The organism is Microbacterium sp. NPDC079176 (genome assembly GCF_040686675.1).
In the GTDB taxonomy this organism is placed as follows: domain Bacteria; phylum Actinomycetota; class Actinomycetes; order Actinomycetales; family Microbacteriaceae; genus Microbacterium.
On the sequence record NZ_JBFBLM010000001.1, the window covers coordinates 182622 to 205833 of the forward strand.

Sequence of the window (23212 nt, forward strand, 5' to 3'; positions counted from 1 at the left end):
AGGCGGCGTCGCAACTATCACCGGACATCGCCATCACCGCCTCTCGCGCTCTGAAGGGGTCATGTGACCCGGTGTGCCAGCATACTCCTGCCTGCTGGAGGTGACCTCCGGGCGCGTCGCCCGGATGAGTGGTGCGCTCAGGCGAGGGCCACGACCTCGCCGCCGTTCGCGGCCGACTCCTGAGCGGCCTTCACGATCTCGACCGTCCGGATGCCGACCTCGGCGTCGGGCTGCGGCTGACGCCCGTCGCGCACCGCTGCCACGAACTCCTCGAGCAGCAGGGCGTCGAGGTCGGCCCCGACGGGAGTCCAAGTCTCTCCGCGGGAGTCGTGCCCTGCCACGCCCTGTGCGAAGGGGCTGACGGTCACGGTGCCGCGTTCGGCGACGATCTGCAGGGTGACGCCACCCCAGGTCGGCGAACTCATCGGCCAGCTCCACGAGCAGTCGATCGTCGCGATGACACCGCTGGGGTAGCGCAGCGTCACAAGCCCGCCGGTCTCGACCGACAGCTCTCGCTGCGAGTGCAGGATGCGGTTGCTCACCGCTCGCACCGACTCGGCGCGCTCGTCGAGAAGCTCGTCGAGAAGATCGGCGCAGTGCACGACGTGGTCGACGAGCGCGCCGCCGCCGGCGAGCTCGGGGTCGGTGAACCAGGCGCGATCCTTGGGGAGCTTGCCGTTGTTGATGCCAGTGACGCTGAGGATCCGCCCGAGGCTCCCGCTGCGGAGCTGCGCGATGGCGCCGAGGATCACGGGCGAGAAGCGCACCGGATATGCGACCATCAGCATCACGCCGGCACGCTCGCACGCGTCGCGCATGGCGACGGCATCCGCGACACTCGTTGCCAGCGGCTTCTCGCACAGCACGTGCACACCGGCGGCGGCGGCGCGCTCGACCAGCTCACGGTGCCGCGAGTTCTCGGCTGCGACGACGACGGCGTCCGGTCGCCACGCGAAGGCCGCGTCGTAGTCGGCCACGTAGTCAACGCCGAGCTCGGCGGCGAGACGGGGGCCTCGCAGTGCCTCGTCGGGGGCGCGCGTGCCGTCGGGATCGGTGGCGATCAGCTGGACACCCGGCATCGTCTTCAGCGCGTGCACGTAACTGAGCGCATGGGTGTGGGCGAACGACAGCACGGCGATCCGCAGCGTCGGCAGGGCGATCATCGGATGACCTCCTCGGCCTCGGCGGGGGCGAGCGCGACGGGGGCGCCCAGGGCGATCGAGGCGTAGGCCGCCTCGGCGACGGCGACCGCCTCGATCCCGTCGCGCGGCGTGACAGACGCCTCTCGTCCGTCGGCGAGCGCGGCGACGAAGTCGGCGATCTCGGTGAAGTACGGGCTCTGTTCGGCAGACATCGGGGGCAGGTAGTCGGTGCTGGCGGTGTCGAGCACGGCATCCGTTCTGTGCGCCTGCTCCTCAGCACTATCGTGACGCAATCGGCCGTCTGAGCCGGCGACCTCGACGCTCGTGCGGAACGGCATCCCGGTGGCGACCCAGCTGCCGTGGATGTGGCTGATCACGCCGCTGCGGTGCGTGAGCACGACGTGCGACGACACCGGCACCGGCACGCTGTCATCGATCGTCGGCGGATTCTGCACCGCGTACACCGATGCCACCGGACCCGCGAACCACAGGGCCTGATCGATGTCATGGATCATCAGGTCGCGGATGAGACCCCCGCCCGCGCGCTCGGAGAAGAACCAGGGCGTCTGTGGCGCGGAACCCGACCTACTGAAGCGCTGCACGGCCACCGTGCCGATCTGCCCCGCGTCGATGCCGGCCTTGATGGCCCGATACTCGGCCATGTAGCGCACGACGTGCGCGGGGAAGAGGCGCACGCCCGCAGCAGCGGCCGCACGGGCGACCTCCTCGGCGGCGTCGGCGGTCGCCGCCAGGGGCTTCTCGCAGATGACATCGCGCCCTCTGGCGATCGCCCGCAGCGCGAAGTCGGCGTGCGTGCTGCTCGGCGTGACGATGTCGACGATGTCGACGAGATCGATGAGGTCGTCGACGTCGGCGACCACATCGAATCCATACTCTTCGGCGATCTCCTCGGCGCCGACCAGCGAGGTCACGTAGCCGGTGGAACCGAGTGCCCGCCATGCGTCCGCGTGAACGCGGGAGATTCCGCCGGCTCCGATGAGTCCGACCTTCAACGTTCTCACTTCTTCTCCTCGATGGGGTCGGCGGGTGCCACGTGCTCGTGCGGCAGGGGTGTGATCGGCGGGACGGACATGTCGTGGATGCCGTAGACATCGGAGCCGTTGCGTTGGAACGCGTGGACGAGGGCTCCGTGCGCTGCAGCGTCCGCACCGAGCCTCGCTTCGGCGATCGGCACCTGGAAGGGCAGGCCCAGATGGGCGGGCAGGGCGGAACGCAGCGGAGTCAGCAGCTGCTCGTGCGCGGCCGAGAGCCCACCGCCGATCACGATCATCGCGGGATCGACGGTCATCGTGAGCGTCGCGATGCCGTGGGCGAGCTCGTCGATGAAGGAGTCGAGCTCGTTCTGCGCTGCGGCGTCGCCGGTGCGCGCGAGGGCGAAGACCTCGGCGGCGGTCTCGGCGCTGCGCCACGAGATCTGCCCCGTCTCGGTGTTGAGTCCGCGGAACGCCAGGCGGCCGATGTCGCCCGCGGCATTGTGGATGCCCCGCCTCGGTCGCCCGCCGAGGATCAGCCCCATCGAGATGCGGTTGCCCACGGAGAGGTAGATGACGTCGTCGACGAGTTGCGCGACGCCGAGGTGATGCTCGGCGACGGCCGCCAGGCGCACGCCGTTGTCGACGCAGACCGGGCACCCGAATGCGTGCCGCAGCTGCGAGCCGATGTCGACACCCGACCATTCCGGGATCACCACCGACTTGACCACTCGACCCGCGTCGTCGACGAGGCCGGGCAGCGAGACCCCGATCGCACGCACCCGAGAGGGGGCGACGGATGCTCTCGTCAGGGTCTGCCTGATGTCGTCGATGACGGCGGCGAGTTTGGATGCGCCGTCGTTCTGTGCCGCGACACCGGGGAATCCCTGCTGGGCGATCACGCGGCCGGTGAGATCGGAGAGGACGACCCGCACGCTCGCGACGCCGATGTCGACTCCGACGACCGTGCCCGCATCGGCGAGGAACGAGTATCGGCGGGCGGGGCGGCCGGCTCCGGCGGCGACCTGCACGGACGCGTCGGCGATGAGGCCGGAGTCGCTGAGCACGGCGACCGCGTTCTCGACGGAGGTGCGCGAGATCTCGAGCGATCGTGAGATCTCGTTCACCGTCGCGGGTCCGACGTCTCTCAGGTGCAGGGCCGATCGCGCGACGATCGACAACTGACTGGGCACGACCATGAGCGGTCCTCCTTTTCGCCGTCGCTGGTGCGATCAAAATAGCACACCGCATTTTCAAATCAAGACAAGTCGTTTTCGTGCTGGAAACACGGCTGTAACGAACGCCTGAGAAGTTGTACTTGACGAATTATCCCACACCAATGTCATAATGAACCGTACTCAGCACGGTATGAGCAAAGGAGCACCATGCGCGTCAGCAAGATCACCGGCATCGTCGCGGGAATCGCGACAGCCACCCTGTTGGCCGGTTGTTCGGCCGGCGGAGGGGACACCGCAGAGGGGGAGCAGGACATCACCGTCTGGCTCTATCCGGTCATCGCCGACGAGGCGGTGCACAAGGACTTCTGGGACTCGACGATCGCCGAGTTCGAGAAGGAGAACGAGAACGTCAACGTCTCGTACGAGATCTTCCCGTGGGCGAACCGCGACGAGGCGCTGCAGACGGCGATCGCCGCAGGCAAGGGCCCCGACGTCGTCTATCTGATCCCCGACCAGCTCGCGGCCTACCAGAAGTCGATCGCTCCGCTCAACGACCTGCTGAGCGAGGAACGTCAGAACGATCTCCTGCCCAACGTCAAGACGTCCGTCACGATCGACGGCGACATCCTCGGAGCCCCGATCCTCACCAGCGCCCAGCCGCTCATCTGCAACGCCGCGGCGTTCGAGGCGGCGGGCGTCACCGAGTATCCCGAGACGTGGGACGACATCGCCGAGATCGCCCCGAAGTTCACGGCGAAGGACATGTACGTCCTGAACTACCCGGCTTCTGCGGAGAACACCCTCAACCTCACCTTCTATCCGCTGCTGTGGCAGGCGGGCGGAGAGGTCTACGACGACGAGGGCGCGGTCGGATTCGACAGCAAGGCCGGCGAGAACGCGCTCACGTTCATCACCGATCTCGCCGAGGTTGGTGCGCTCGACCCCGAGGCCCTCACCACCAACGTCCCGCTCGAGCAGACCGCCATCGCCCAGGGCAAGGTCGCGTGCACGTGGAACAACGCCGTGAACGAAGTCGCTCCGTTCTGGGGCGAGGAGAACGTTAAGGTCATGGCCCCGCTCACGGATGAGGAGTCCGTCGCGTACGGAACCGTCGGGTCGCTCTCGGTGCTCGAAGGCTCGAAGGCTCAGGATGCCGCGGCGAAGTTCGCCGAGTTCGCCACGAGCGCCGACATCGTCGAGCCCTACCTGACGGCGGCCGGATACTTCTCGGCGCTCAGCACCACCGAGCCGCTGTACGCGGACGACCCGCTGCTCGGCGAGGTCGAGAAGTACGTGCCCGACACGACCGTCGGCGAGCTCAACGCCTCGTCGCGCGCACTCATGGGCGTGCTCGCACCCGAGATCCAGGCGGCTCTGCTCGGTCAGAAGTCTCCGGAGGATGCCCTGAAGGATGCGGCGACCGCTGCCGCACCGCTGATCAAGTAGTGACCAAGGGGCGCACGGCATCCGTCGTGCGCCCCTCCCGCTTCATCACCACGTGAGGTTCGAATGATGACGACGATGGCAACCACGCCGACGAGGCCCCGAGGGCGGGTGACGCGGGCGCTCGCCCGGCGGGAGGCCCGGGTGGCCTTCCTGTTCGTGCTCCCCGCGTTCCTGCTGTTCATCGCCTTCCGCTTCGGGCCCAGCATCGCCGGGGTCGCGCTGAGCTTCTTCGACTACGACATCTCCGGCGAGGTGGCCTGGCGCGGCCTCGACCACTTCCAGCGTCTCGTCGCGGATCCACTGTTCTGGCGCGCGATGGGCACGACGCTGATCTACACGGTCTTCGCGGTTCCCATCTCGCTCGTGCTCTCGACCGTGATGGCGCTGGGCGTGCGCCGGGCATTCCGCGGCGCGCGCTTCTTCCGCTCGATCTTCTTCCTCCCCGTCATCACCTCTCTCGTGCTCGCCGGGTCGATCTTCGTCTGGATCTTCTCGAGCAATGGTCCGTGGTCGACCCTGATGGCGCCTCTCGGACTCGGCGGATCATGGCTCGGCAGCACCGTGCTCGTGATCCCCGCGATCGTCGTCGTGGGCGTCTGGTCGCGGTTCGGCTACGGGATGATGATCATCATCGCCGCGCTGCAGGACGTGCCCCGCGAACTCGAAGAGGCTGCGCTGGTCGACGGCGCCAACGCGTGGCAGCGCTTCCGCTGGATCGTGCTGCCGTACCTGCGTCCGACCTTCTTCTTTCTCGCGGTGATCGAGACGACCGCCGCGTTCCAGGTCTTCGACGTCATCTACGTGATGACCCAGGGGGGCCCGGCCAACGCCAGCTACTCGCTCGTCTACCTGCTGTACGACCAGGGCTTCCGCTACTTCGACTACGGCTACGCCGCCGCGGTCGGGGTCGCCCTGTTCATCATGACCCTCGCGGTCGCACTCATCCAGCGCCTCGTGATCGGAAAGCAGAAATGACCGCCCTGATCCAGCCGCCCGTCACCACACAGGCTGAGGAGCCGCGGCAGTCGTCCTCGCGGCGACGTCGTTCGTTCCGTGCGCTCGAACCGACGAGGGGCGGTGTGGTCCTTCGATGGATCTGGCTGAGCATCGCCGGCATCCTGAGCTTCTTCCCCTTCTACGCGATGGTCGTGCTGAGCCTCAAGCCGGGCATGGTCGTCGAGCTGCCCGGCTCGCTGCTGCCGTGGAAGGACATCTCGTTCGAGTCGTACGAGCAGGTGCTCGGCGGCCAGAACATCGTCGGATGGCTGGGTAACACGCTCGTGTACTCCCTCGTCTCGGTGGTCGCCGTGCTGTTCCTGTCGGCGCTCGCCGGGTACGCCTTCGCGAAGAAGCGCTTCGCGGGCAAGGAGGTGATGTTCTGGTCGTTCCTGGCGATGGTCATGGTGCCGTTCCACGTCACCCTGATCCCGACGTTCATCCTGATGGCGAACCTGGGCGGCATCGACACCTACTGGGGTCTGATCCTCCCGACCCTGGCCAACGCCCAGGCCGTCTTCCTCATGCGCCAGTTCATCGAGGGTCTTCCCGACGAGCTGTTCGAAGCCGCTCGCATCGACGGCGCGGGGGAGTTCCGCATCTTCCTGCGGATCGTGCTGCCGTTGTGCAAGCCGATCCTCGCCACGCTCGGCATCTTCGTCTTCCTGTGGCACTGGAACGACTTCCTCTGGCCGCTCATCATCGCCAAGTCGAACTCGATGTTCACACTCACCGTCGGGATCTCGTCGCTGCAGCAGCAGAACGTACCGCTGAGCACCATGCTCGCGGGGTCCGTCGTCGCACTGCTGCCCATCTTCCTCGCCTACCTCATCGCCCAGAGGTATGTGCAGGAGGGCGTCACCGGCACGGGCATCAAGGGCTGAGAAGAAGGGAAAGCACCACGTGACTCAGCACGCATTCACATCGGAGGCAGAGCTGGAGGAGGCACTCGCCACCCCCAGCGCCGCCCTCATCGAGGACCTGGCCGCAGGATCGGGCGATCTCGTGATCCTCGGCGCCGGCGGAAAGATGGGCCCGACGCTGGCGATGCTCGCCCGCCGGGGCATGGACGCCGCTGGTCGGCAGGACGACGCCGTCTACGCGGTGTCGCGCTTCGGGGAGGCGGCGATCCGCGAGCGCCTCGAAGCGGCCGGCATCCGGGTGGTGCCTTTCGACCTCATCGAGAACGACGACTTCGCAGCCCTCCCCGATGCGCCCAACGTGGTGTTCATGGTCGGAGCGAAGTTCGGCGCGGCGACCAACGCCTCGTGGGCGTGGGAGGTCAACGCCGCGCTTCCCGACAGGGTGGCCCGTCGATACCGCGACAGCTCCATCTCGGTGCTGTCCACCGGCAACGTGTACCCGTTCGTCCCCGCCTCGTCGGGTGGCGCCTCCGAAGAGGTCCCACCCGCGCCCATCGGCGAGTACGCGCAGTCGTGCCTCGGCCGTGAGCGGGTGTTCGAGTTCGGAGCGCAGGAGCGGGGCACCGAGGTCGCGATCATCCGACTGAACTACGCGGTCGACCTGCGATACGGCGTGCTGGCCGACATCGGAAGCGCGGTGAACGCCGGGCAGCCGGTGTCGGTCGCGACGGCGAACGTCAACGTGATCTGGCAGGGGTACGCGAACGAGGTCGTGCTCCGCAGCCTGCGTCATGCGTCAACCGACCCGTTCACGATCAACCTGACCGGTCCCGAGCTGCTCAGCGTCGAATCGATCGCGCGCCGGTTCGGGACGCTGTTCGATCGTGACGTGACGCTCGTCGACGAACCGCAGGCCACCGCCCTGCTCAGCGACGCCCGGCGCTGCATGGCTCTTTTCGGGTATCCCTCCGTGTCGGCCGAGTCGCTCATCGGGATGCAGGCGGAATGGATCACCGCAGGCCTGCCGATGATCGCCAAGCCGACCAAGTGGGCTGTCAGGGACGGGAAGTTCTGATGACGGTTCCCCGACTCCGCCCCGACGCCGCGGCGACTCTCGCCCGCGGCGCCGTGATCCCCGCGCACCCGCTCGCCCTCACCGCCGATCGCAGCCTCGACGAGCGGCGGCAGCGAGCCCTGACCAGGTACTACCTCGATGCGGGTGCAGGCGGCATCGCCGTCGGGGTGCACACGACCCAGTTCGAGATCAGAGACCCCGAGCATGCGCTGCTCGAACCCGTGCTCGCGCTCGCCGCAGACGAGATGGATGCGCGCGCCGACACGGGGCTCGTGCGCATCGCCGGTGTCGCAGGCGGAACCGCGCAGGCCGTGGCCGAGGCCGAGCTCGCCCGGTCGCTCGGATACGACGCGGTGCTCGTGAGCCCTCGTGTCGCCGGAGCCGACGAGCGGGCGCTGCTCGAGCGTGCCAGGGCCGTCGGCGAGGTACTGCCGATCGTCGGGTTCTACCTGCAGACGGCGATCGGCGGACCCGTGCTCGATCGGGACTTCTGGCGCGAGTTCGCGGCGATCCCCGCCGTCGTCGCCGTCAAGGCCGCACCGTTCGACCGGTACCGCACGCTCGAGCTCGTGCGGGGAGTGGCAGCATCCGGCCGCGCCGACGAGATCGCGCTGTACACGGGCAACGACGACGCGATCGTCGCCGACCTGCTGTCGGAGTTCCACGTCGACTCGCCCTCCGGCCCGCGCACGCTGCGGTTCGTGGGCGGGCTGCTCGGGCAGTGGGCCGTGGGCACACGCGCTGCTGTGCGGCTGCTCGACCAGGCCCGTCGTGCCATGGAGGGCGACGCCGATGCCTACCGAGCGCTCGGACTCATCGCCTCCGACATGGTCGATGTCAACCAGGCCGTGTTCGACCCCGGCAACGACTTTCACGGCGTGATCGCCGGAGTGCACGAGATGCTCGCGCAGCAGGGCCTGCTCGAAGGCACCTGGTGCCTCGATCCCGGCGAAGGTCTGTCGCCGGGGCAGGCGACCGAGATCGAGCGCGTGCGCCTCGCGTATCCAGAGCTCAACGACGATGCGTTCATCGCGGAGCACCTCGAGGCGTGGCTGACATGAGCGCTCCGACCGTGGTCGCCGTGGTGCCGCAGGAGCTCTTCGCGGAGTTCTTCTCTCCCGAGGACGCCGAACGGCTGCGCGCCGCCGCAGGACCGGCCAGCGACGCCTTCGTGCGTGTGGACCGGCTCGAGCAGGCGCGGCTCGACGAGGCTCGCGTCGTGATCACGAGCTGGGGGATGCCGCCGTTCGACCACGCTGTGCTCGCCGCTCTGCCCGAGCTCGAGCTCGTCGCGCACACCGGCGCGTCGCTCAAGGCTTTCGCGACGCAGGAGCTCTTCGACCGCGGTGTGACCGTGACCCAGGCGGGCGCCGCGATGGCCCGGTCGGTAGCCGAGGTGTCGCTGACCTTCACGTTGGCGCTGCTGCACCGCATCCCGCAGATGCACAACGCGATGCGCGAGGGCGGCCGATGGTACGACGCCGTGTCGGTCGGGACTCAGCATGAGATCCTCGGTGCGCCGATCGCGGTGATCGGCGCCTCGCGTACGGGGCGTGCCTACCTCGAGCTGATCCGTGCGCTCGGCGCCGAGCCTCTGCTGGTCGATCCGACGCTCGACGCCGCTGCGGCGTCGAGTCTCGGGGCAGAGCTCGTGCCCCTCGACGAGGCCCTCACCCGCGCCAGGATCGTCGCCGTGCACGCCCCCACTCTCGCCGAGACGCATCACCTGATCGGTCGTCGGGAGCTCGCGCGCATGACCGACGGCGCGGGGCTGGTCAACACCGCGCGTTCGTGGGTGGTCGACGAGGAGGCGCTGATCGACGAGATCCGCGCGGGTCGCCTGTGCGCGGGGATCGACGTGTTCGATGAAGAGCCCATCGCCGTCGACAGTCCCTTGCGTCGACTGCACGGAGTGCTGCTCACCCCGCACCGTGCGGCAGGCACGAGCGAGGGGCGTCTTCGACAGGGCAGGATCATCACCGACGAGGTCGAGGCATTCGTCAGCGGTCGCGCACTCGCGCACGCCGTGGACCAAGACCAGCTGGCGTCGATGGCATGACCCGTCAGCCGCTGCGCGTCGCCTTCGCCGGACTCGCCCACTCCCACCCCGCTGCCGACGCGGCGAACGTCACGGTCTCGGGCGGCCGGGTCGTGGCGGTGTTCGATGAGGATGCACGCGCCGCAGCGGACTTCGCCGAGCGGTTCGGGGGCGTGGCGACGCTCTCGCTCGGCGCTCTCGCGGCGGAGAGTCCCGACCTGATCATCGCGACTCCGCGACCCGATGAGGCCGCGAGAGTCGTGCGTGCGCTGGCTGCGATCGACGCCCCCGTCTTCGTCAACAAGGTGGTCGCGGCGACCGCTGGTCAGCTCGCCGACTGGACGGATGCGGTGCAGGGGCTGCGGGTGGGCACGACCTCCGTGCTGCGGTTCGCCCCGGCGCTCGCCGCGCTGCGCGACGAACTCCTCGGTGCCGAGATCCTGAGCATCCGTCTGCGGGTGCAGCACGATGCGGCCGGGTTCCGCACTGCCGAGCGCCTCTGGCAGGACGACCCCGAGCTCGGCGGCGGGATCCTCGTGACCGTCGGCGTGCATGCATGGGAGATCCTCGACGTGCTCCGTCCGGGTGCCAGGATCCTCTCCGGCACCGGATGGGTGCGCTGCCGCGCCGGTTCGTCGTACTCCGAGGACGCCGCCGGCATCGATGCCGTGATCGATGCGGGCGGCACCGTCGTCCGGGTGCAGCTGAGCGTCACCGGGGTGCCTGGGCCGGACGCCTACGGGGTCGAGGTCGTCACGAGCGACGGCATCCGCTCACTCGAACTCGACACCACGGACGCGAACGAGTCGCTGGGGTTCCGCGGGCTCGTGGCCGCGTTGTGCGAGGCGAGCGCCGAAGGCCGCGTCGTCGCTCCCTGGGCGACCGCGCGGGCCGTGGTCGAGAACACCGTCCATGCCGCGCAGATCGCGCGCCGGACCGCGGGCCCTGGGCCCGATGAGACCTGGGGATCTGGGGAAGTTCCGGATGCCGCGTGCGACCGCGAGGCCGCACGCCCGACCGCGGCTGCCATGCCGCACGAAGGATGACCATGACGATCACGCAGGAAGAGAAGTCCGAGACGGCCGCATTCCGCAGCAGGCGGATGCTCCTCGCCGGGTTCGGAGCGGCGGCGCTCGGCGGGGTGGTGGCCGTCGCCGGTCACACGCCGGCGCAAGCAGCCGGTCCAGTCGCGCCACTGAGCGCCGCGACGTCGACGGCCGTCGGCAACGCCGGCACGGCTGTCGACCTCGCCGAACTCAAGGGCAAGACCGGCGACCTCGTGCGCACGTCCGGGTACGCAGTCGCGGGCGACGGCGGTCACGGCCTGTACCGCTTCGTGAAGAAGGACGCCCCGGCCGTCAACGGCGGCACCGTGCTGGCCGCCCGGAAAGAGGGCGTGTGGGTGCTCGTGCACTCGGGCACGGTGGAGTTCCGCCAGTTCGGGATCTTCGATGCCTCGGCGCCGGCAGACGACGCCCTCGACGCGATGGTCCGCGATGCCGCGGTCCGCCGGATCGAGGCCCACACCGATCTGAACTTCGTGCGCCGTCACCGCTTCACACGATCCGGCCTCGCGTTCGACTTCGGCAACCACCTCATGACCACGCAGGGGATCGAGAACGCGCCGAAGGACGACCCGTTCGCTGCGGTGATGTTCTTCCGCGGCGAGGTCACCGACGCCGTGCAGGAGGCGAAGCTCGGCGAAGCCGTCCCCGATCTCGGCGACGTCTTTCCGGTGGCCGACTCGTCGTTCTTCACGGTCGGCAGCTGGTACGCGGCAGAGGTCAACGCGCTTGCCGGCCGGTGGGAGCGCGAGCTCCAGCGCCTGGTTCAGGTGACTCAGATCGTCGACGGCACGCACATCCGCGTCAACTACAAGAACGGCTGGCCGCTGGGCAAGGACCGTACGATGACGTGGCGTCATGTCGTGCCCGTGCAGGACATCACGGTCTCGAACCTGAGGTTCCTCGGCGGGGGCGCCGACGAGTTCACGGGGTCGCATCCGCTCGCCTTCGAATACGCGGTGCGCTGTGACGTCGACCACATCGACGGGACGGCGACGTTCTGGCCCCTCATCCAGCGCCGTTGGAACACCTACTTCACGACCGAGAGCTGCAACCTCACCAACCCGACATCGGTCACCTGGGGCGGTGCCGGATACCTGACGCAGCAGATCTACTGCCTCTACGGCTATGTCGCGAACTGCCACACGGCGAACGCACGTCACCTGAACGACTTCACCGCGAGCGCCTACTGCCTCGTCGAGAACTGTCACGGCGACGGCGACGACCAGGGGCCTTTCGTGACGCACGGCCAGTACGAGCACGACCTCACATACACCGGCAACTCGGGGCTGATGACGTTCGCGAACTCGGGTGCCGCCTGGGGGTCGGCGGCGAAGCGCATCACCGTGCGCAAGCACGTCTGCTCGTGGTTCGTCGCCAGGGTGCGCATCACCGACCTGACCCTCGAGGACGTCCAGGTCATCGGCAAGCCGTCTCTCGCCGGCTCGGGGATGCTCTGGATCAACGCCGACGGCGCTCAGCTGCGGGGCTGCACGGCATCCGACACGCTCATCATCACCCAGCAGTCGGATGCCTCGGCCCGACCCACCGTCATCGCCGATTCGCATTTCACATTCGTCGCCCCGGGCGAGCTCACGAGCACCGCGGTGACGACGCCGGTGACGTTCGTCGACACAGTGCTGAGCGGTGTCGGCGGCATGAAGATCTCAGGGCCCGGTACCGTGACGTTCCGTGGCTCGACGCTCACGGCGGCCGACGACGCCACACCCATCACCTCGTCGTCCGAGCGGCTGCGGTTCGAGGGGTCTACGCTGCGCAACGCCAGGATCGCCGCCGCGAGAGGCGAGCAGCAGAGCGTCGAGATCGTCGGGTCGGACGTCGGGCTGAAAAGCGGCATCGGCGTCTCGCGCACCGGCAGCGGGACGCTGCACCTCACGGTGGCCGACAGCATCCTGCGCGCCGAGGGCCCGGCCTCGCACGTGTCGGTGAAGACCGGTTCGACCCACTACCGCGCCGTCGGCAACCGCTTCGAGGGCGGGTCGATCGAACTCGCCGACGGTGCATTCGGTGCGGACTCGACGCTGCTGCACACCGGCAACGTCGAGTCGGGGGTCACGCGCACGTCGTTCCCCGCGGAGGGCGATCGTGTGGTCGACACCGCGAACCTCGTTGTCTGAGTCGGGTGGGGCGTCTGAGCCGGTGGACGTCGGATCAGCGGCTGTCGAGCCCCACGAGCTCGGCGCTCCTGCGCCAGAGGGCGTCGGCGATGTCGGCGTCGTCGACCTGCGGATTCACGCGATTGCTCAGAGTCCGCTCGTCGTAGTAGGCGCCCGAGTACCAGGTCTCGTCAGGCGTGCCCTCGATGAACCACCGCAGGACGCTGCCGCCCTCTGTCGTGCTGGTGAGCAGCAGGTGCTTGAGCGGCGAGCGGTAGACGAGGCGCATGATCGTCGACGAGTCCGACGCGAAGTTGGTTCGCACGGTTCCCGGATGGAACGCGACCGAGCTGAGGCCGTCGGCATGGAACCTGGTGTGCAGGCTCTTGGTGAACAGGACGTTCGCGAGCTTCGCGTCGCCGTAGGCCTTGTTCGCGCTGTAGCGGCGGTCGTTGTCGAGATCGTCGACATCGATGCGTCCGAACAGGCGGTGACCGACGCTCGACGTGTTGATCACCGCGGCATCCGCCTGCAGGAGCTGCGGCAGCAGCAGGTTCGTCAGCAGGAAGGGGGCCAGGTGATTGACCTGGATCGTCTTCTCGTGTCCGTCGACCGTCGGGGTGCGGTCTCCGAAGATGCCGCCGGCGTTGTTGGCGAGCACGTCGATGCCGTCGCCGTCGACGAGCGCGGAGATCTGCTCGGCCAGCTCTCGCACCTCGTCGAGACGGGCGAAGTCGGCGGTGAGGAACTCAGCCGATGCCGCCTCGGCCACAGCCTTCGTCTTCTCGACGGATCTGCCGACGAGGATCAGCCGGTGGCCCGCCGTCGCGAGCTGGCGCGCGGCTGCGGCTCCGATGCCGTCGGAGGCTCCGGTGAGGACGATCGTCTTGCGTGTCATGGTCGGTGTCATTCCGTCGGGGCCGTCGGTGCGATGCGCTCGACCGCGCGGGTCACATGCTCGGCGATGACCGTGCGTGCCCTCTCGGGGTCGCCGCTCGCGAGAGCGTCGATGATCTGCTGGTGGCTGCGCACGTGCTCCTCCTGCTCGGCGGGGTCGAGCGCCGCGTTGGCCGCCTGCAGGAAGCCTGCGATGCGGCCGCGCAGCTGCGAGCTGATCTCGTCGAGGAACCGATGCTCGGCGAGGTCGGCGAGTGTCTCGTGGAAGAGCCGATCCTGGCGCAGCACCTCGGCGATGTCCCCGGGGGCGGCAGCCGACATCGCGTCGACGATCGCGCCGAGGCGCTCGGCCGACTCGGCATCCCAGCGCTCCTGCACACGGATGGCCATGAACTGCTCGAGCACGATGCGCAGGCTCGAGATCTCCTCGAGGTCTCGGGCGGTGAGCGCGGCGACGCGAGCGCCGCGACGGGGCTCGCGGATCACCAGTCGCTCCTGCGCCAGTCGGGTCAGTGCCTCGCGCAGCGGGATGTGGCTCACTCCCAGGCGCGCGGCGAGCTTGCGTTCGACGAGTCGCTCGCCGGGGGCGAGCTCACCCGAGTGGATCGCCGCGCGCAGCTCGTCGGCGACCTGCTCCGCGATGTTCTGGTCTGAGACGCTGCGCATTCGTGTGCCCTTCCCGGCGAGCTTGCTATCCCGAGGCTATAGCAGACCAGGTGCAGCAGACGATCGACGGGGGCGTGCCTGATGCGCGTCGGCACGACAGTGATCGGCGACCGGTTCGGCACCCCGCGGACCCGCGCATCGATCGGCATCGCGCGCCGCGACATCACTCCGCCGACGGGCATCAGGGCCAAGAACTGGGGTCCCGCCGACTGGGAGACGTCGGAGGGCGCCCATCGGCCGTTCGAGCTGACCGCGCTCGCCGTGATCGGGGCCGATCGACGGCCCCGGCTGCTGCTCGCCGTCGACGGCACCTGGTGGCGCCGGGTGGCCGACGAGCACCGTGTGCGGGGTGCGATCCTCGGCGCGCTCGGCCTCGCCCCCGATCAGCTCATGCTCTCGCTCTCGCACACCCACGCGGGTGCGGTGCTGTGCGCCGCCGATGCGCACCTGCCCGGAGGCGAACTCATTCCCGGCTACCTCGACATGCTCGCGACGCGAGGTGCCGAGGCGGGTCGCCAGGCCCTGCAGACGGCGGCACCCGGGCTCATCGAATGGACCACCGGCCGGTGCGGGCTGGCGGCCGACCGCGAACTCGACCTCGACGGCCGGGCGCTCGTGGGATTCAATCCGACGACCGTCGCCGACGACACCGTGACGATCGGTCGAGTCAGCGTCGACGGAGTCGTGCGCGCCACCGTCGTGAACTACGCATGCCACCCCACCACGCTCGCATGGCAGAACCGAGAGGTGTCTCCTGACTACGTCGGAGCACTGCGGGAGGTCGTCGAGACGGCCACCGCCGCGCCCTGCCTGTTCGTCCAGGGGGCGTCGGGCGAGCTGGCTCCGCGCGAGCAGTACACGGGCGACACCGCTGTGGCCGATCGACACGGCCGCTCTCTCGGGCATTCCGTGCTCGCGGCTCTCGATTCGCTGCCCGAGCCGGGTGACGATCTGACTCTCACGGGCGTCGTCGAGTCGGGGGCGCCACTCGCGATCTGGGCAGGGCATCCGGCAGAGGGCGGCGGAGGTGCCGCGGGGTCGCTGACGAGCGTGGAGCTTCCGCTGCGAGCTCTGCCGACTCTCGACGAGCTGGCCGAGGAATGGAAGGACATCGACGGACGCTCCCTCGAGGAGCGGCTGGGGCGGGCGCGCAACCTCCGCGACGGATACATGGACGGCCCCTCGGTGCAGCATCCGCTGTGGGCGTGGCGGCTCGGGGATGCGGTGGTCATCGGTCACCCTGGCGAGGCCTACTCGCGGCTGCAGACGACGGTGCGTGCGCGATTCCCCGACACCCCGATCGTCGTCATGAACCTGACCAACGGGCCCGGCTTCGTCTATCTGCCCACGCGCGAGGCGTATGAACGCGGCGCGTATCAGGCCTGGCAGACGCCGCTCGCGCCCGGCGCGCTCGAACTGCTCGAGGAACACGCCTGCGCCGTCGTCGCCGAGCTGCTGGACCACTGACACACCGCCGCCAGGCCCGCTGTCGCGGAGCCGCCCGTCACCGAGGAGAGAAATGACCACCCCCGTTCCCGCACCCGTCGCCATCGTCACCGGGGGATCCGCCGGCATCGGCTGGGCGATCGGTCGACGCCTCGCCGCCGACGGCTACCTCGTCGTCGCCGCCGATCGGGTGCCCGGTCTCACCGAGGCCGAGGCCGAGACCGACGCCGGCATCCTCTGGCGCGAACTCGATGTCACCGATCACGCCGACGTCGACCGGGTGTTCGGAGAGGTGGAGGCCGAGCTGGGGCCGATCGAGGTGCTGGTCAACAACGCGGGGATCCAGCGCCACCGCGGCATCGAGGACCTCAGCTGGGACGAGTGGGCCGCCGTCGTCGACGTCAACCTGCACGGGGTCTTCTCGGCGCTGCAGGCGGCGGGCAGGCGCATGCTGGCGCGCGGCGAGGGGCGCATCGTGAACATCTCGTCGATCTCGTCCCGTGGCTCGGCCGGGCGTGCGCCGTATGCGACCACCAAGGCCGCCGTGATCGGACTGACCTCCACCGCCGGGGCCGAGTGGGCGGCGAGGGGCGTGCGGGTCAACGCGGTCGCACCGGGGTATGTCGACACCGGCGTCTTCCGGCAGGGCGTCGAGCACGGCACTCTCAGTCTCGAGGCCATCCTGTCGCGCATCCCGGCACAGCGCCTGGCCGATGCCACCGAGATCGCCGACGCGGTCAGCTTCCTCGTGTCGGACCAGTCGCGCTACATGAACGGGCAGACCCTGTACGTCGACGGCGGCTTCATGGTCGACTACGGCGTGCCGCTCGCGAAGAGGCCCGCATGACCGAGATCGCCCGCATCGACACCGCCACGACGGTTCTGCCGCTTGCCGCGCCTCTGCACCTCGGTGCGATGACGGTGACCCGGCGCGAGTACAGCGCAGTGCGCGTGACAGACGCCGACGGCACCGTCGGCGTCGCGTACTGCCTCTCTCGCGAGGCGCCGATGGCCGAGATCGTCGAGAGGCTCGTCGCGGGCCACGCGATCGACACCGACGCGGACGACCCGGCGGCCACCTGGGAGCGGATGCTCAGAGGCAGCGCGATCGTCGGCCGCGTCGGACTCGTCCGGCGAGCCATCGGCCTCGTCGACATCGCACTGTGGGACATCGCGGCACGGCGTGCGGGCATGCCGCTGTGGCAGATGCTCGGCACGGGCGATGCGCCTCGTGACGCCATGCTCGTGGCGGCGTATCCGTCGCCGGCGCGGACACCCCGCGAGGTCGCCGACGAGGTGCTCGTCCAGTCGGCCGGGTGGGCGCAGGTGAAGATCTCGCGGACGCCCGACCCGGCCTACATGCGGGAACTGATCACGACGGTGAGTCGCGAGCTGCCGGACGGCACGGCACTCGTGGTCGACGTCGGCTTCGGCTGGCCCGATGCCGACACGGCGCTCGCCGAGATCGCGCAGTGGGGCGATCCGCACCTCGCGTGGCTCGAGGATCCGCTGCTCCCCGAGGACGCGGCGGGGTGCGCGCGCATCCGCCGCGAATCGGGGCTGGCCGTCGCGGTCGGCGACGAGGTCACCGACCCGGCCGTGCTGCGCGCACTGGTCGATGAGGGCGGCGTCGACGTGCTGCGCCTCGACGTCGTCGCGATCGGCGGTGTGACCCCGGCTCGGGATGTGATCGCCTGGGCATCCGAGGGCGGCGTCTCTGTCTCGGGGCATGTGTATCCCGAGGTCACCGCACACCTCGGCATCGGCGTCGAGACGTTCGCGCGCGGCGTGAATCCCTATGATCCGGCGCCGTCGTTCATCATCGGCGGGCCGCGGTTCGAGGGGCGGGTGCGGCCGCCGACGTCGCCGGGGCTCGGTTTCGGGCTCGATGACTCCGTCTTCCGATTCGAGGGGAACTGACATGACGCGCATCGCACGCAGCGCCGTCGTCACCGGCAGCGGCAAGGGCATCGGACGGGCGGTCGCCGAGCGCCTCACCGCCGACGGCTGGATCGTCGTCGGGCTCGAGAGGTCTGCAGGTTCGGGCACCGTCGACGACGGCATCGTGGCGGAGGTCGTGCTCGGCGATGCCGCCGATCGCGCGGTGCACAAGAGGGCGGCCGAGGTCGCCGGTTCGCTGGCGCCGCTCGCCGGGTGGGTGAACAATGCGGGCGTCACCAGGCGCACTCCGCTGCACGAGCTCGACGAGCACGCGGTGCGCGAGCTGGTCGGCATCAACGGCTTCGGATACATCTGGGGGTGCTCGGTCGCGGTGTCTGCCTTCGTCGATCAGGGCGTCGCCGGAGCGATCGTGAACATCGGATCCATTCACGGTCGCGCCGGCTTCATCGACCACGCGGCGTACGAATTCACCAAGGGCGGCATCGACGCGCTGACCCGCAGCGTCGCCGTCACGTACGGCGGGCTCGGCATCCGCGCCAACACAGTCGCCCCGGGGGGAGTGCGCACACCGCACCTCGAGGCTCAGATTGCCGCGTCCGTCGATCCGGTCGCGGCCGAGCGGGCGCTCGCAGGAGGGCCCCCGATGGGTCGCATCGCCCGCGCCGACGAGGTCGCCGCCGTCACGGCGTTCCTGCTGTCGGAGGAGGCGCCGTACCTGTCTGGTCAGTCGATCGCGGTCGACGGCGCATGGACGGCATCCTTCGGGCACATCACGGTCGATCCGGCTCTGCGTGCGCGCTTCGAACGCTGATCCGGTCAGGCCTTGAGCATCGAGGCGCGGACGATCAGGCCGTCGACGACGTCGAACGTCGCGATGGTCTCGGTCGCGACGCCGCCGTTGATGACCTGCTCCTGCGCCACGACCCAGCGGGCGCCGAAGAGCACGCTCGTCTCGATGGTGCACGACAGCTCGGGGTTCTGCAGGCGCGGCTCGTAGAACGCACGGATCGCCGAGGCCCCGACGATCGGCTCTGCGGCGACTCCTGTGATCACGGCATCGGCGGCGTAGGCCGCGACGAAGGCGTCGAGGTCGTGCGCGTTGAATGCGTCGAGCTGTGCCTGGACGGTGTCGTGGGCGGTGCGATCAGTCAATGCGCACACCACCGTTGACGTCGTAGGTGGCACCGGTGATGAATCGGGCGCGCTCCGAGGCCAGTGACGAGATGATCCAGGCGACGTCGCCCGGCTGCCCGAACGATCCGAGCGGGATCGACGCTTCGAGCATCTGTCGCCCGTCGCCCTGCAACTGGTCGGTGATCGCGCTCGCCACCGGCCCCGGGGTCACGGCGTTCACTCGGATGCCTTCCGCGGCGAGGTGGCGGGCGAAGCTGCGCGTGATCGCGAGCAGGGCTCCCTTGCTGGCGGCGTAATGGATGCCGGTCTGCAGTGCGCCGACCTGACCGGCGATCGACGCGATGTTCACGACCGAGCGGTCGCCGACTGCGGCGCGGAGCAGCGGCAGCGCGGCGCGTGTGAGCAGGAAGGTGCCGCGGGCGTTGGTCTCGAGGACGAAGTCCCACTCGTCGACATCGATGTCGGGGTAGGGCGTGTACGGGCAGACGCCGCCGTTGTTGACGAGCACGTGCAGGTCGCCCCAGGCGGCGGTGATCTCAGCGGCCAGGGCATCGATGGACTCGGGGTCGCGGAGGTCGAGTCGAGAGACCCGCACGTCGGGCGACCCGGCCGCGCGGCACTCGTCGGCGACCTGGGCGGCCTCGGCCTGGCGGCCCGTGTAGGTCAGCCAGAGCGACAGGCCGGCTCGAGCGAGTTCGAGAGCGGCGGCGGTACCGATGCCGGAGCTGGCGCCGGTGATGAGTGCGCGACGGGAGGTCATGTCTAAACGCTATAGCAAAATCATCAGCTCGTCTCGATCCGCGCTCGCCGGGTGACCGATCAGGGTGCTCCGCCGAAGACGACCTCGCCGCCGACGACCGTCGTCGTGACCTGCTGATCGGTGATCCGCTCGGGGGCGATCTCGAAGAGGTCGTCGCTCAGGGCGATGAAGTCGGCGAGCATGCCGACCTTCAGCGTGCCCTTGTGCTGCTCCTGCCCGACGGCATATGCCGAGCCGTGGGTGTAGGCGCGCACGGCCTCGTCGATGCTCACGCGCTCGCGGGCTCCGAGCACCTGTCCGCTCGACGTGCGGCGCAGCACCATGTCGCGCAGCGAGACGAGGGGATTCGCGTCGGAGATGGGGGAATCCGTCGAGCCGTTGAGCACGATCCCGGCATCCGCCAGCGACTTCACGCGATAGATGTCGTCCCGGCGGTCCACGTCTACCGCCGCCGCCATACCGTCGCCGAAGTCCGAGACGAACACACCCTGCGGCACGGGGATGACGCCGAGCGCCGCAGCCCTGGCGATGTCGGCGTCGCTCGCGAGGGCGAAGTGCTCGATGCGATGCCGCACACCGGGCCGCGGTGCGATGCTCTGGGCGTGCTCGATCGCATCGAGCACATGCGCGATGGCTCGGTCGCTTTACGTATGTACGGAGAGCGAGAGCTGGAAGCGTTCGTCGCGGTCATCGACTGTGGGTCGGTGAGCCTGGCCGCAGAACGCCTGATCAGGACGCAGCCGACGGTGTCTCGGCAGATCGCCCTGCTCGAGCGACAGGTGGGGGCGTCTCTCTTCCGACGCATGCCGCACGGGATGGTCAAGACCTATGCGGGTGACCGCCTCGAACCCATGGCACGGGACCTCGTGCGACGCGGGAGGCGTGCGAGAGAGGTGATGACCGGCATCGTGCAGGAACAGCGATCGTTCGTCGCCGCAGCGCCCGAGATGACGAGCGTGCTCGTGCTCGCTCCGTTCATCGCACGGGGTGGTCCGATCTCGGATGTCGTCGTCGCGACGCCGCCCGAGACCTACGACCGGCTTCGCAGCGGCGCCGACCTCGCCGTGACCACGAGCATGCCGGATTCGCGGCTGAGCAGCGTGCGCGTCCTGACGCTGCCCCTGCTCTGTCAGATGCCGGCGTCGCATCCGCTGGCGGCACGGGATCGCCCGGAGCTGGAGGAGATGCTCGCGGCGCCCTTCCTCACCTCCGGTGCGGGATCGGCCGCCTGGACGCAGATCCAGCGAGCGGCCGAGAGCGAGGCGTGGTCGATCGAGATGGCGGGGTTCGGTGCGGATGCCCCGATCATCCAGGCGCGGTCATCGGCCGGTCACGGTCCGTGCGTCGTGGTCGAGCCGCCACGCTTCGGGCTCCTCTCCCGGCCGCTCCATCACCGGGGTGAACCGATGCAATGCGCCCTCTACGCGAGCTGGGAGCGCACGCACTACGCCCGTGAGGACATCCGCCGGGTGGTGCAGGAGCTCGCCGAGTTCGCGGGCGATCATGTGCGCGGGTTGTACGACCCGGCCGGTAGCGAGCGCTAGATGCTATAGCATTTGGTGCATGACAGAGCCGTTCATCCTGGTCAGCGACTGCGACCTCCCGGGAACCGTCATCGAAGACACCCTTCGCGACGCCGGACTCCGCTGCGTGCGCGCCACATCGCCAGCCCCAAACGATCTCGCCGTCGCAGGAGCGCAGGCCGAAGGGCTCGTCGTGCAGTGGGCGCCCATCACGGGCGAGATCATGGACCGCATGCCGCGGCTGCGCATCATCAGCCGCGTCGGCATCGGCTACGACATGGTCGACGTCGCCGCGGCGACCGCGCGCGGAATCGCCGTGGCGAACACGCCGAGCTACTGCATCGAAGAGGTGGCGGCCCACACCGTCGCGATGATCATGACCCAGGCCAGGGGCCTTCCCGCCTATGACCGTGCGGTGCGGGCCGGCACCTGGAGGGCGGTCGACGCCCGCCCGATGGCCGTGCGGCCCTCGCGCACGACCGTCTCGGTTCTCGGTTTCGGACGCATCGGCTCGATCGTCGCTCAGGCGTGCAGAGCGATCGGGTTCCGCGTGCTCGTCGCCGATCCCTTCGCCGCCCCTGACGCGATCCGCGGGGCCGGCTGCGAACCCGTCGAGATACCCGACGCGGTGGCGCAGGCCGACATCCTGACCCTGCATGTGCCTTTGACCGACGCGACGCGCCACCTGATCGACGCTGCCGCACTGTCGATGATGAGGCCGGGAGCAGTCGTCGTGAACACCTGCCGGGGTCCGTTGATCGATGAGGCCGCGCTGGCCGCGTCGCTGCGGGCGGGGCACCTCGGCGCTGCCGCGCTCGATGTGTTCGACGGAGAGCCGCTCGGCGCCGACTCTCCGCTGCGCGACCTCGAGAGCGTGCTGCTCACCCCGCACGCCGCGTGGTTCTCCCCCGAGGCGCTGCTCGATCTTCCGGTGCACGCCGCCGAGAACATCATCCGCTTCCTCGCCGGCGATTCCGTCCCCGTCGTGAACCCCGCTTACGCCGACGCACGGTGAGCCGAGCGTCGACCCCTCATCGAAAGACACCCATGGAACTCCTTCGTCTCGGCTCCGCCGGTGAAGAGCGCCCCTTCGTGCGCCACGCGGGCATCACCTACGACCTCACCGCCGTAACGGCCGACATCGACGGTGCCTTCCTCGCTGCAGACGGCATCCGTCGCGTGCGCGCCGCGGTCGCGACGGGTGAACTTCCCGTCGCCGATGCCGACGGGCTGCGCGTGGGTCCCCCGGTCGCCCGTCCGGGTGCCGTGATCTGCATCGGCATGAACTACGCCGCCCATGCCGCGGAGTCGGGATCGCTGCCGCCCGAGCACCCCGTCGTCTTCTTCAAGCATCCGAACACGGTCGTCGGGCCCGACGACGTGGTGCTGATGCCTCCGGGCGCCGACAGGGTGGACTGGGAGGTGGAGCTCGCCGTCGTGATCGGTCGCCGCGCGCGGTATCTTCCGTGTGCCGAGGCTGCACGCGACGTGATCGCCGGCTATACGGTGTCGAACGACGTGTCTGAGCGCGAGCTGCAGATCGAGGTGTCCGGCGGGCAGTGGTCGAAGGGCAAGTGCGCCGAGACGTTCAACCCGCTGGGTCCGGCGCTCGTCCCCGCCGACGAGGTCGAGCCGCAGAGCCTGCGGCTGCGGTCGTTCGTCAACGGATCGCCCAGGCAGGACTCGTCGACGGCCGACATGATCTTCTCGGTGCACGAGCTGATCCGCGATCTCAGTCAGTACATGGTGCTCGAGCCGGGCGACGTCGTGAACACGGGCACACCGCAGGGTGTGGCGCTCTCGGGTCGTTTCCCGTATCTCGTCGAGGGCGACGAGATGCGCATCGAGATCGAGGGCCTCGGAGTTCAGACCCAGCAGGTCGAGAGGGTCGCTCTGGGGTGAGCACGAGGCCTGGCGGCTTGCGCCCGCGGCACGGTTCATGGCTGAGTGCAACCGTGTCGCGGGCGGAAGTC

23 protein-coding genes are annotated in these 23212 nt (G+C 69.3%); 15 read left to right on the forward strand and 8 right to left on the reverse strand.

The window, feature by feature from the left end; translation table 11 throughout:
- Window positions 1-137: 137 nt before the first annotated feature.
- From AB0P11_RS00910 to AB0P11_RS00920, 3 genes are read right to left on the reverse strand one after another with little or no spacing between them, the layout of a single operon-like run.
- Window positions 138-1163: a Gfo/Idh/MocA family oxidoreductase gene (locus AB0P11_RS00910; RefSeq protein WP_363518905.1), complete on the reverse strand. Its 1026-nt coding sequence runs from the start codon at window positions 1161-1163 to the stop codon at window positions 138-140.
- Complete coding sequence (locus tag AB0P11_RS00915) at window positions 1160-2164, reverse strand: Gfo/Idh/MocA family oxidoreductase (RefSeq protein WP_363518908.1); 1005 nt, start codon at window positions 2162-2164, stop codon at window positions 1160-1162. The genes AB0P11_RS00910 and AB0P11_RS00915 overlap by 4 nt, the downstream gene beginning before the upstream one ends.
- Window positions 2161-3333 carry an ROK family transcriptional regulator gene (locus tag AB0P11_RS00920; protein WP_363518910.1) on the reverse strand — a complete coding sequence of 391 codons (1173 nt, stop codon included), beginning with the start codon at window positions 3331-3333 and terminating at the stop codon, window positions 2161-2163. The genes AB0P11_RS00915 and AB0P11_RS00920 overlap by 4 nt, the downstream gene beginning before the upstream one ends.
- 186 nt (window positions 3334-3519) lie before the next feature.
- Between AB0P11_RS00920 and AB0P11_RS00925 the strand changes: the two genes are divergently transcribed.
- The 8 genes from AB0P11_RS00925 to AB0P11_RS00960 all read left to right on the forward strand — a co-directional run bounded on the left by AB0P11_RS00925 (window position 3520) and on the right by AB0P11_RS00960 (window position 12932).
- Window positions 3520-4758 carry a sugar ABC transporter substrate-binding protein gene (locus AB0P11_RS00925; RefSeq protein ID WP_363518913.1) on the forward strand — a complete coding sequence of 413 codons (1239 nt, stop codon included), beginning with the start codon at window positions 3520-3522 and terminating at the stop codon, window positions 4756-4758.
- 66 nt (window positions 4759-4824) lie between these two features.
- Window positions 4825-5733 (forward strand): sugar ABC transporter permease, encoded by a 909-nt coding sequence (locus tag AB0P11_RS00930; RefSeq protein WP_363518916.1) that lies wholly within the window; start codon window positions 4825-4827, stop codon window positions 5731-5733.
- 104 nt (window positions 5734-5837) lie between these two features.
- The gene (locus AB0P11_RS00935) at window positions 5838-6638 is read left to right on the forward strand and encodes a carbohydrate ABC transporter permease (protein ID WP_363518919.1); all 801 of its coding nucleotides are present in this window, start codon (window positions 5838-5840) and stop codon (window positions 6636-6638) included.
- A 19-nt stretch (window positions 6639-6657) separates the two neighbouring features.
- Window positions 6658-7692: an epimerase gene (locus tag AB0P11_RS00940; RefSeq protein ID WP_363518922.1), complete on the forward strand. Its 1035-nt coding sequence runs from the start codon at window positions 6658-6660 to the stop codon at window positions 7690-7692.
- Complete coding sequence (locus AB0P11_RS00945) at window positions 7692-8753, forward strand: dihydrodipicolinate synthase family protein (protein WP_363518924.1); 1062 nt, start codon at window positions 7692-7694, stop codon at window positions 8751-8753. The genes AB0P11_RS00940 and AB0P11_RS00945 overlap by 1 nt, the downstream gene beginning before the upstream one ends.
- A complete protein-coding gene (locus tag AB0P11_RS00950; protein ID WP_363518927.1) occupies window positions 8750-9751 on the forward strand; it encodes a hydroxyacid dehydrogenase in 1002 nt (333 codons plus the stop codon). Before AB0P11_RS00945 ends, AB0P11_RS00950 begins: the two co-directional genes overlap by 4 nt.
- Complete coding sequence (locus AB0P11_RS00955; RefSeq protein ID WP_363518930.1) at window positions 9748-10776, forward strand: hypothetical protein; 1029 nt, start codon at window positions 9748-9750, stop codon at window positions 10774-10776. Before AB0P11_RS00950 ends, AB0P11_RS00955 begins: the two co-directional genes overlap by 4 nt.
- A 2-nt stretch (window positions 10777-10778) precedes the next feature.
- A complete protein-coding gene (locus tag AB0P11_RS00960) occupies window positions 10779-12932 on the forward strand; it encodes a peptidase C14 (RefSeq protein ID WP_363518933.1) in 2154 nt (717 codons plus the stop codon).
- 34 nt (window positions 12933-12966) lie between these two features.
- Here AB0P11_RS00960 and AB0P11_RS00965 read toward each other — a convergent pair whose 3' ends face one another.
- Together AB0P11_RS00965 and AB0P11_RS00970 are read right to left on the reverse strand one after the other, a co-directional pair.
- Window positions 12967-13809: an SDR family NAD(P)-dependent oxidoreductase gene (locus AB0P11_RS00965; protein ID WP_363518936.1), complete on the reverse strand. Its 843-nt coding sequence runs from the start codon at window positions 13807-13809 to the stop codon at window positions 12967-12969.
- Window positions 13810-13817: 8 nt separating this feature from the next.
- Window positions 13818-14474, reverse strand: coding sequence for a GntR family transcriptional regulator (locus AB0P11_RS00970; protein WP_363518938.1), 657 nt, complete (start codon window positions 14472-14474; stop codon window positions 13818-13820).
- 81 nt (window positions 14475-14555) lie between these two features.
- Between AB0P11_RS00970 and AB0P11_RS00975 the strand changes: the two genes are divergently transcribed.
- Genes AB0P11_RS00975 through AB0P11_RS00990 form a run of 4 tightly spaced genes read left to right on the forward strand, consistent with a single transcriptional unit; the run spans window position 14556 to window position 18633 of the window.
- A complete protein-coding gene (locus tag AB0P11_RS00975) occupies window positions 14556-15941 on the forward strand; it encodes a hypothetical protein (RefSeq protein WP_363518942.1) in 1386 nt (461 codons plus the stop codon).
- Between the two features lie 52 nt (window positions 15942-15993).
- Complete coding sequence (locus AB0P11_RS00980; protein WP_363518944.1) at window positions 15994-16767, forward strand: SDR family oxidoreductase; 774 nt, start codon at window positions 15994-15996, stop codon at window positions 16765-16767.
- Entirely contained in the window at window positions 16764-17840 is a 1077-nt protein-coding gene (locus tag AB0P11_RS00985; protein ID WP_363518947.1) for an enolase C-terminal domain-like protein, read from the forward strand. The genes AB0P11_RS00980 and AB0P11_RS00985 overlap by 4 nt, the downstream gene beginning before the upstream one ends.
- A 1-nt stretch (window position 17841) precedes the next feature.
- Complete coding sequence (locus AB0P11_RS00990) at window positions 17842-18633, forward strand: SDR family oxidoreductase (RefSeq protein ID WP_363518950.1); 792 nt, start codon at window positions 17842-17844, stop codon at window positions 18631-18633.
- A gap of 5 nt (window positions 18634-18638) precedes the next feature.
- Here AB0P11_RS00990 and AB0P11_RS00995 read toward each other — a convergent pair whose 3' ends face one another.
- Genes AB0P11_RS00995 through AB0P11_RS01005 form a run of 3 tightly spaced genes read right to left on the reverse strand, consistent with a single transcriptional unit; the run spans window position 18639 to window position 20339 of the window.
- A complete protein-coding gene (locus tag AB0P11_RS00995; protein ID WP_363518953.1) occupies window positions 18639-18974 on the reverse strand; it encodes a nuclear transport factor 2 family protein in 336 nt (111 codons plus the stop codon).
- Complete coding sequence (locus tag AB0P11_RS01000; RefSeq protein ID WP_363518956.1) at window positions 18967-19716, reverse strand: SDR family NAD(P)-dependent oxidoreductase; 750 nt, start codon at window positions 19714-19716, stop codon at window positions 18967-18969. Before AB0P11_RS01000 ends, AB0P11_RS00995 begins: the two co-directional genes overlap by 8 nt.
- 59 nt (window positions 19717-19775) lie before the next feature.
- A complete protein-coding gene (locus AB0P11_RS01005; protein ID WP_363518959.1) occupies window positions 19776-20339 on the reverse strand; it encodes an amidohydrolase family protein in 564 nt (187 codons plus the stop codon).
- Here AB0P11_RS01005 and AB0P11_RS01010 point away from each other — a divergent pair.
- From AB0P11_RS01010 to AB0P11_RS01020, 3 genes are read left to right on the forward strand one after another with little or no spacing between them, the layout of a single operon-like run.
- Window positions 20319-21260 (forward strand): LysR family transcriptional regulator, encoded by a 942-nt coding sequence (locus AB0P11_RS01010; RefSeq protein ID WP_363518962.1) that lies wholly within the window; start codon window positions 20319-20321, stop codon window positions 21258-21260. The genes AB0P11_RS01005 and AB0P11_RS01010 overlap by 21 nt on opposite strands.
- A gap of 19 nt (window positions 21261-21279) precedes the next feature.
- On the forward strand, window positions 21280-22254 hold the full coding sequence (locus AB0P11_RS01015) for a C-terminal binding protein (RefSeq protein ID WP_363518965.1): 975 nt from the start codon (window positions 21280-21282) through the stop codon (window positions 22252-22254).
- Window positions 22255-22286: 32 nt separating this feature from the next.
- On the forward strand, window positions 22287-23141 hold the full coding sequence (locus AB0P11_RS01020) for a fumarylacetoacetate hydrolase family protein (protein WP_363518968.1): 855 nt from the start codon (window positions 22287-22289) through the stop codon (window positions 23139-23141).
- Window positions 23142-23212: the final 71 nt, after the last annotated feature.

Bases quoted from the DNA above. Each gene is read 5' to 3' on its own strand.
- AB0P11_RS00910 (WP_363518905.1), bottom strand. From the start codon at position 1,163: ATGATCGCCCTGCCGACGCTGCGGATCGCCGTGCTGTCGTTCGCCCAC.
- AB0P11_RS00920 (WP_363518910.1), bottom strand. From the start codon at position 3,333: ATGGTCGTGCCCAGTCAGTTGTCGATCGTCGCGCGATCGGCCCTGCAC.
- AB0P11_RS00925 (WP_363518913.1), top strand. From the start codon at position 3,520: ATGCGCGTCAGCAAGATCACCGGCATCGTCGCGGGAATCGCGACAGCC.
- AB0P11_RS00930 (WP_363518916.1), top strand. From the start codon at position 4,825: ATGACGACGATGGCAACCACGCCGACGAGGCCCCGAGGGCGGGTGACG.
- AB0P11_RS00945 (WP_363518924.1), top strand. From the start codon at position 7,692: ATGACGGTTCCCCGACTCCGCCCCGACGCCGCGGCGACTCTCGCCCGC.
- AB0P11_RS00950 (WP_363518927.1), top strand. From the start codon at position 8,750: ATGAGCGCTCCGACCGTGGTCGCCGTGGTGCCGCAGGAGCTCTTCGCG.
- AB0P11_RS00955 (WP_363518930.1), top strand. From the start codon at position 9,748: ATGACCCGTCAGCCGCTGCGCGTCGCCTTCGCCGGACTCGCCCACTCC.
- AB0P11_RS00960 (WP_363518933.1), top strand. From the start codon at position 10,779: ATGACGATCACGCAGGAAGAGAAGTCCGAGACGGCCGCATTCCGCAGC.
- AB0P11_RS00965 (WP_363518936.1), bottom strand. From the start codon at position 13,809: ATGACACGCAAGACGATCGTCCTCACCGGAGCCTCCGACGGCATCGGA.
- AB0P11_RS00970 (WP_363518938.1), bottom strand. From the start codon at position 14,474: ATGCGCAGCGTCTCAGACCAGAACATCGCGGAGCAGGTCGCCGACGAG.
- AB0P11_RS00975 (WP_363518942.1), top strand. From the start codon at position 14,556: ATGCGCGTCGGCACGACAGTGATCGGCGACCGGTTCGGCACCCCGCGG.
- AB0P11_RS00980 (WP_363518944.1), top strand. From the start codon at position 15,994: ATGACCACCCCCGTTCCCGCACCCGTCGCCATCGTCACCGGGGGATCC.
- AB0P11_RS00985 (WP_363518947.1), top strand. From the start codon at position 16,764: ATGACCGAGATCGCCCGCATCGACACCGCCACGACGGTTCTGCCGCTT.
- AB0P11_RS00990 (WP_363518950.1), top strand. From the start codon at position 17,842: ATGACGCGCATCGCACGCAGCGCCGTCGTCACCGGCAGCGGCAAGGGC.
- AB0P11_RS01000 (WP_363518956.1), bottom strand. From the start codon at position 19,716: ATGACCTCCCGTCGCGCACTCATCACCGGCGCCAGCTCCGGCATCGGT.
- AB0P11_RS01015 (WP_363518965.1), top strand. From the start codon at position 21,280: ATGACAGAGCCGTTCATCCTGGTCAGCGACTGCGACCTCCCGGGAACC.
- AB0P11_RS01020 (WP_363518968.1), top strand. From the start codon at position 22,287: ATGGAACTCCTTCGTCTCGGCTCCGCCGGTGAAGAGCGCCCCTTCGTG.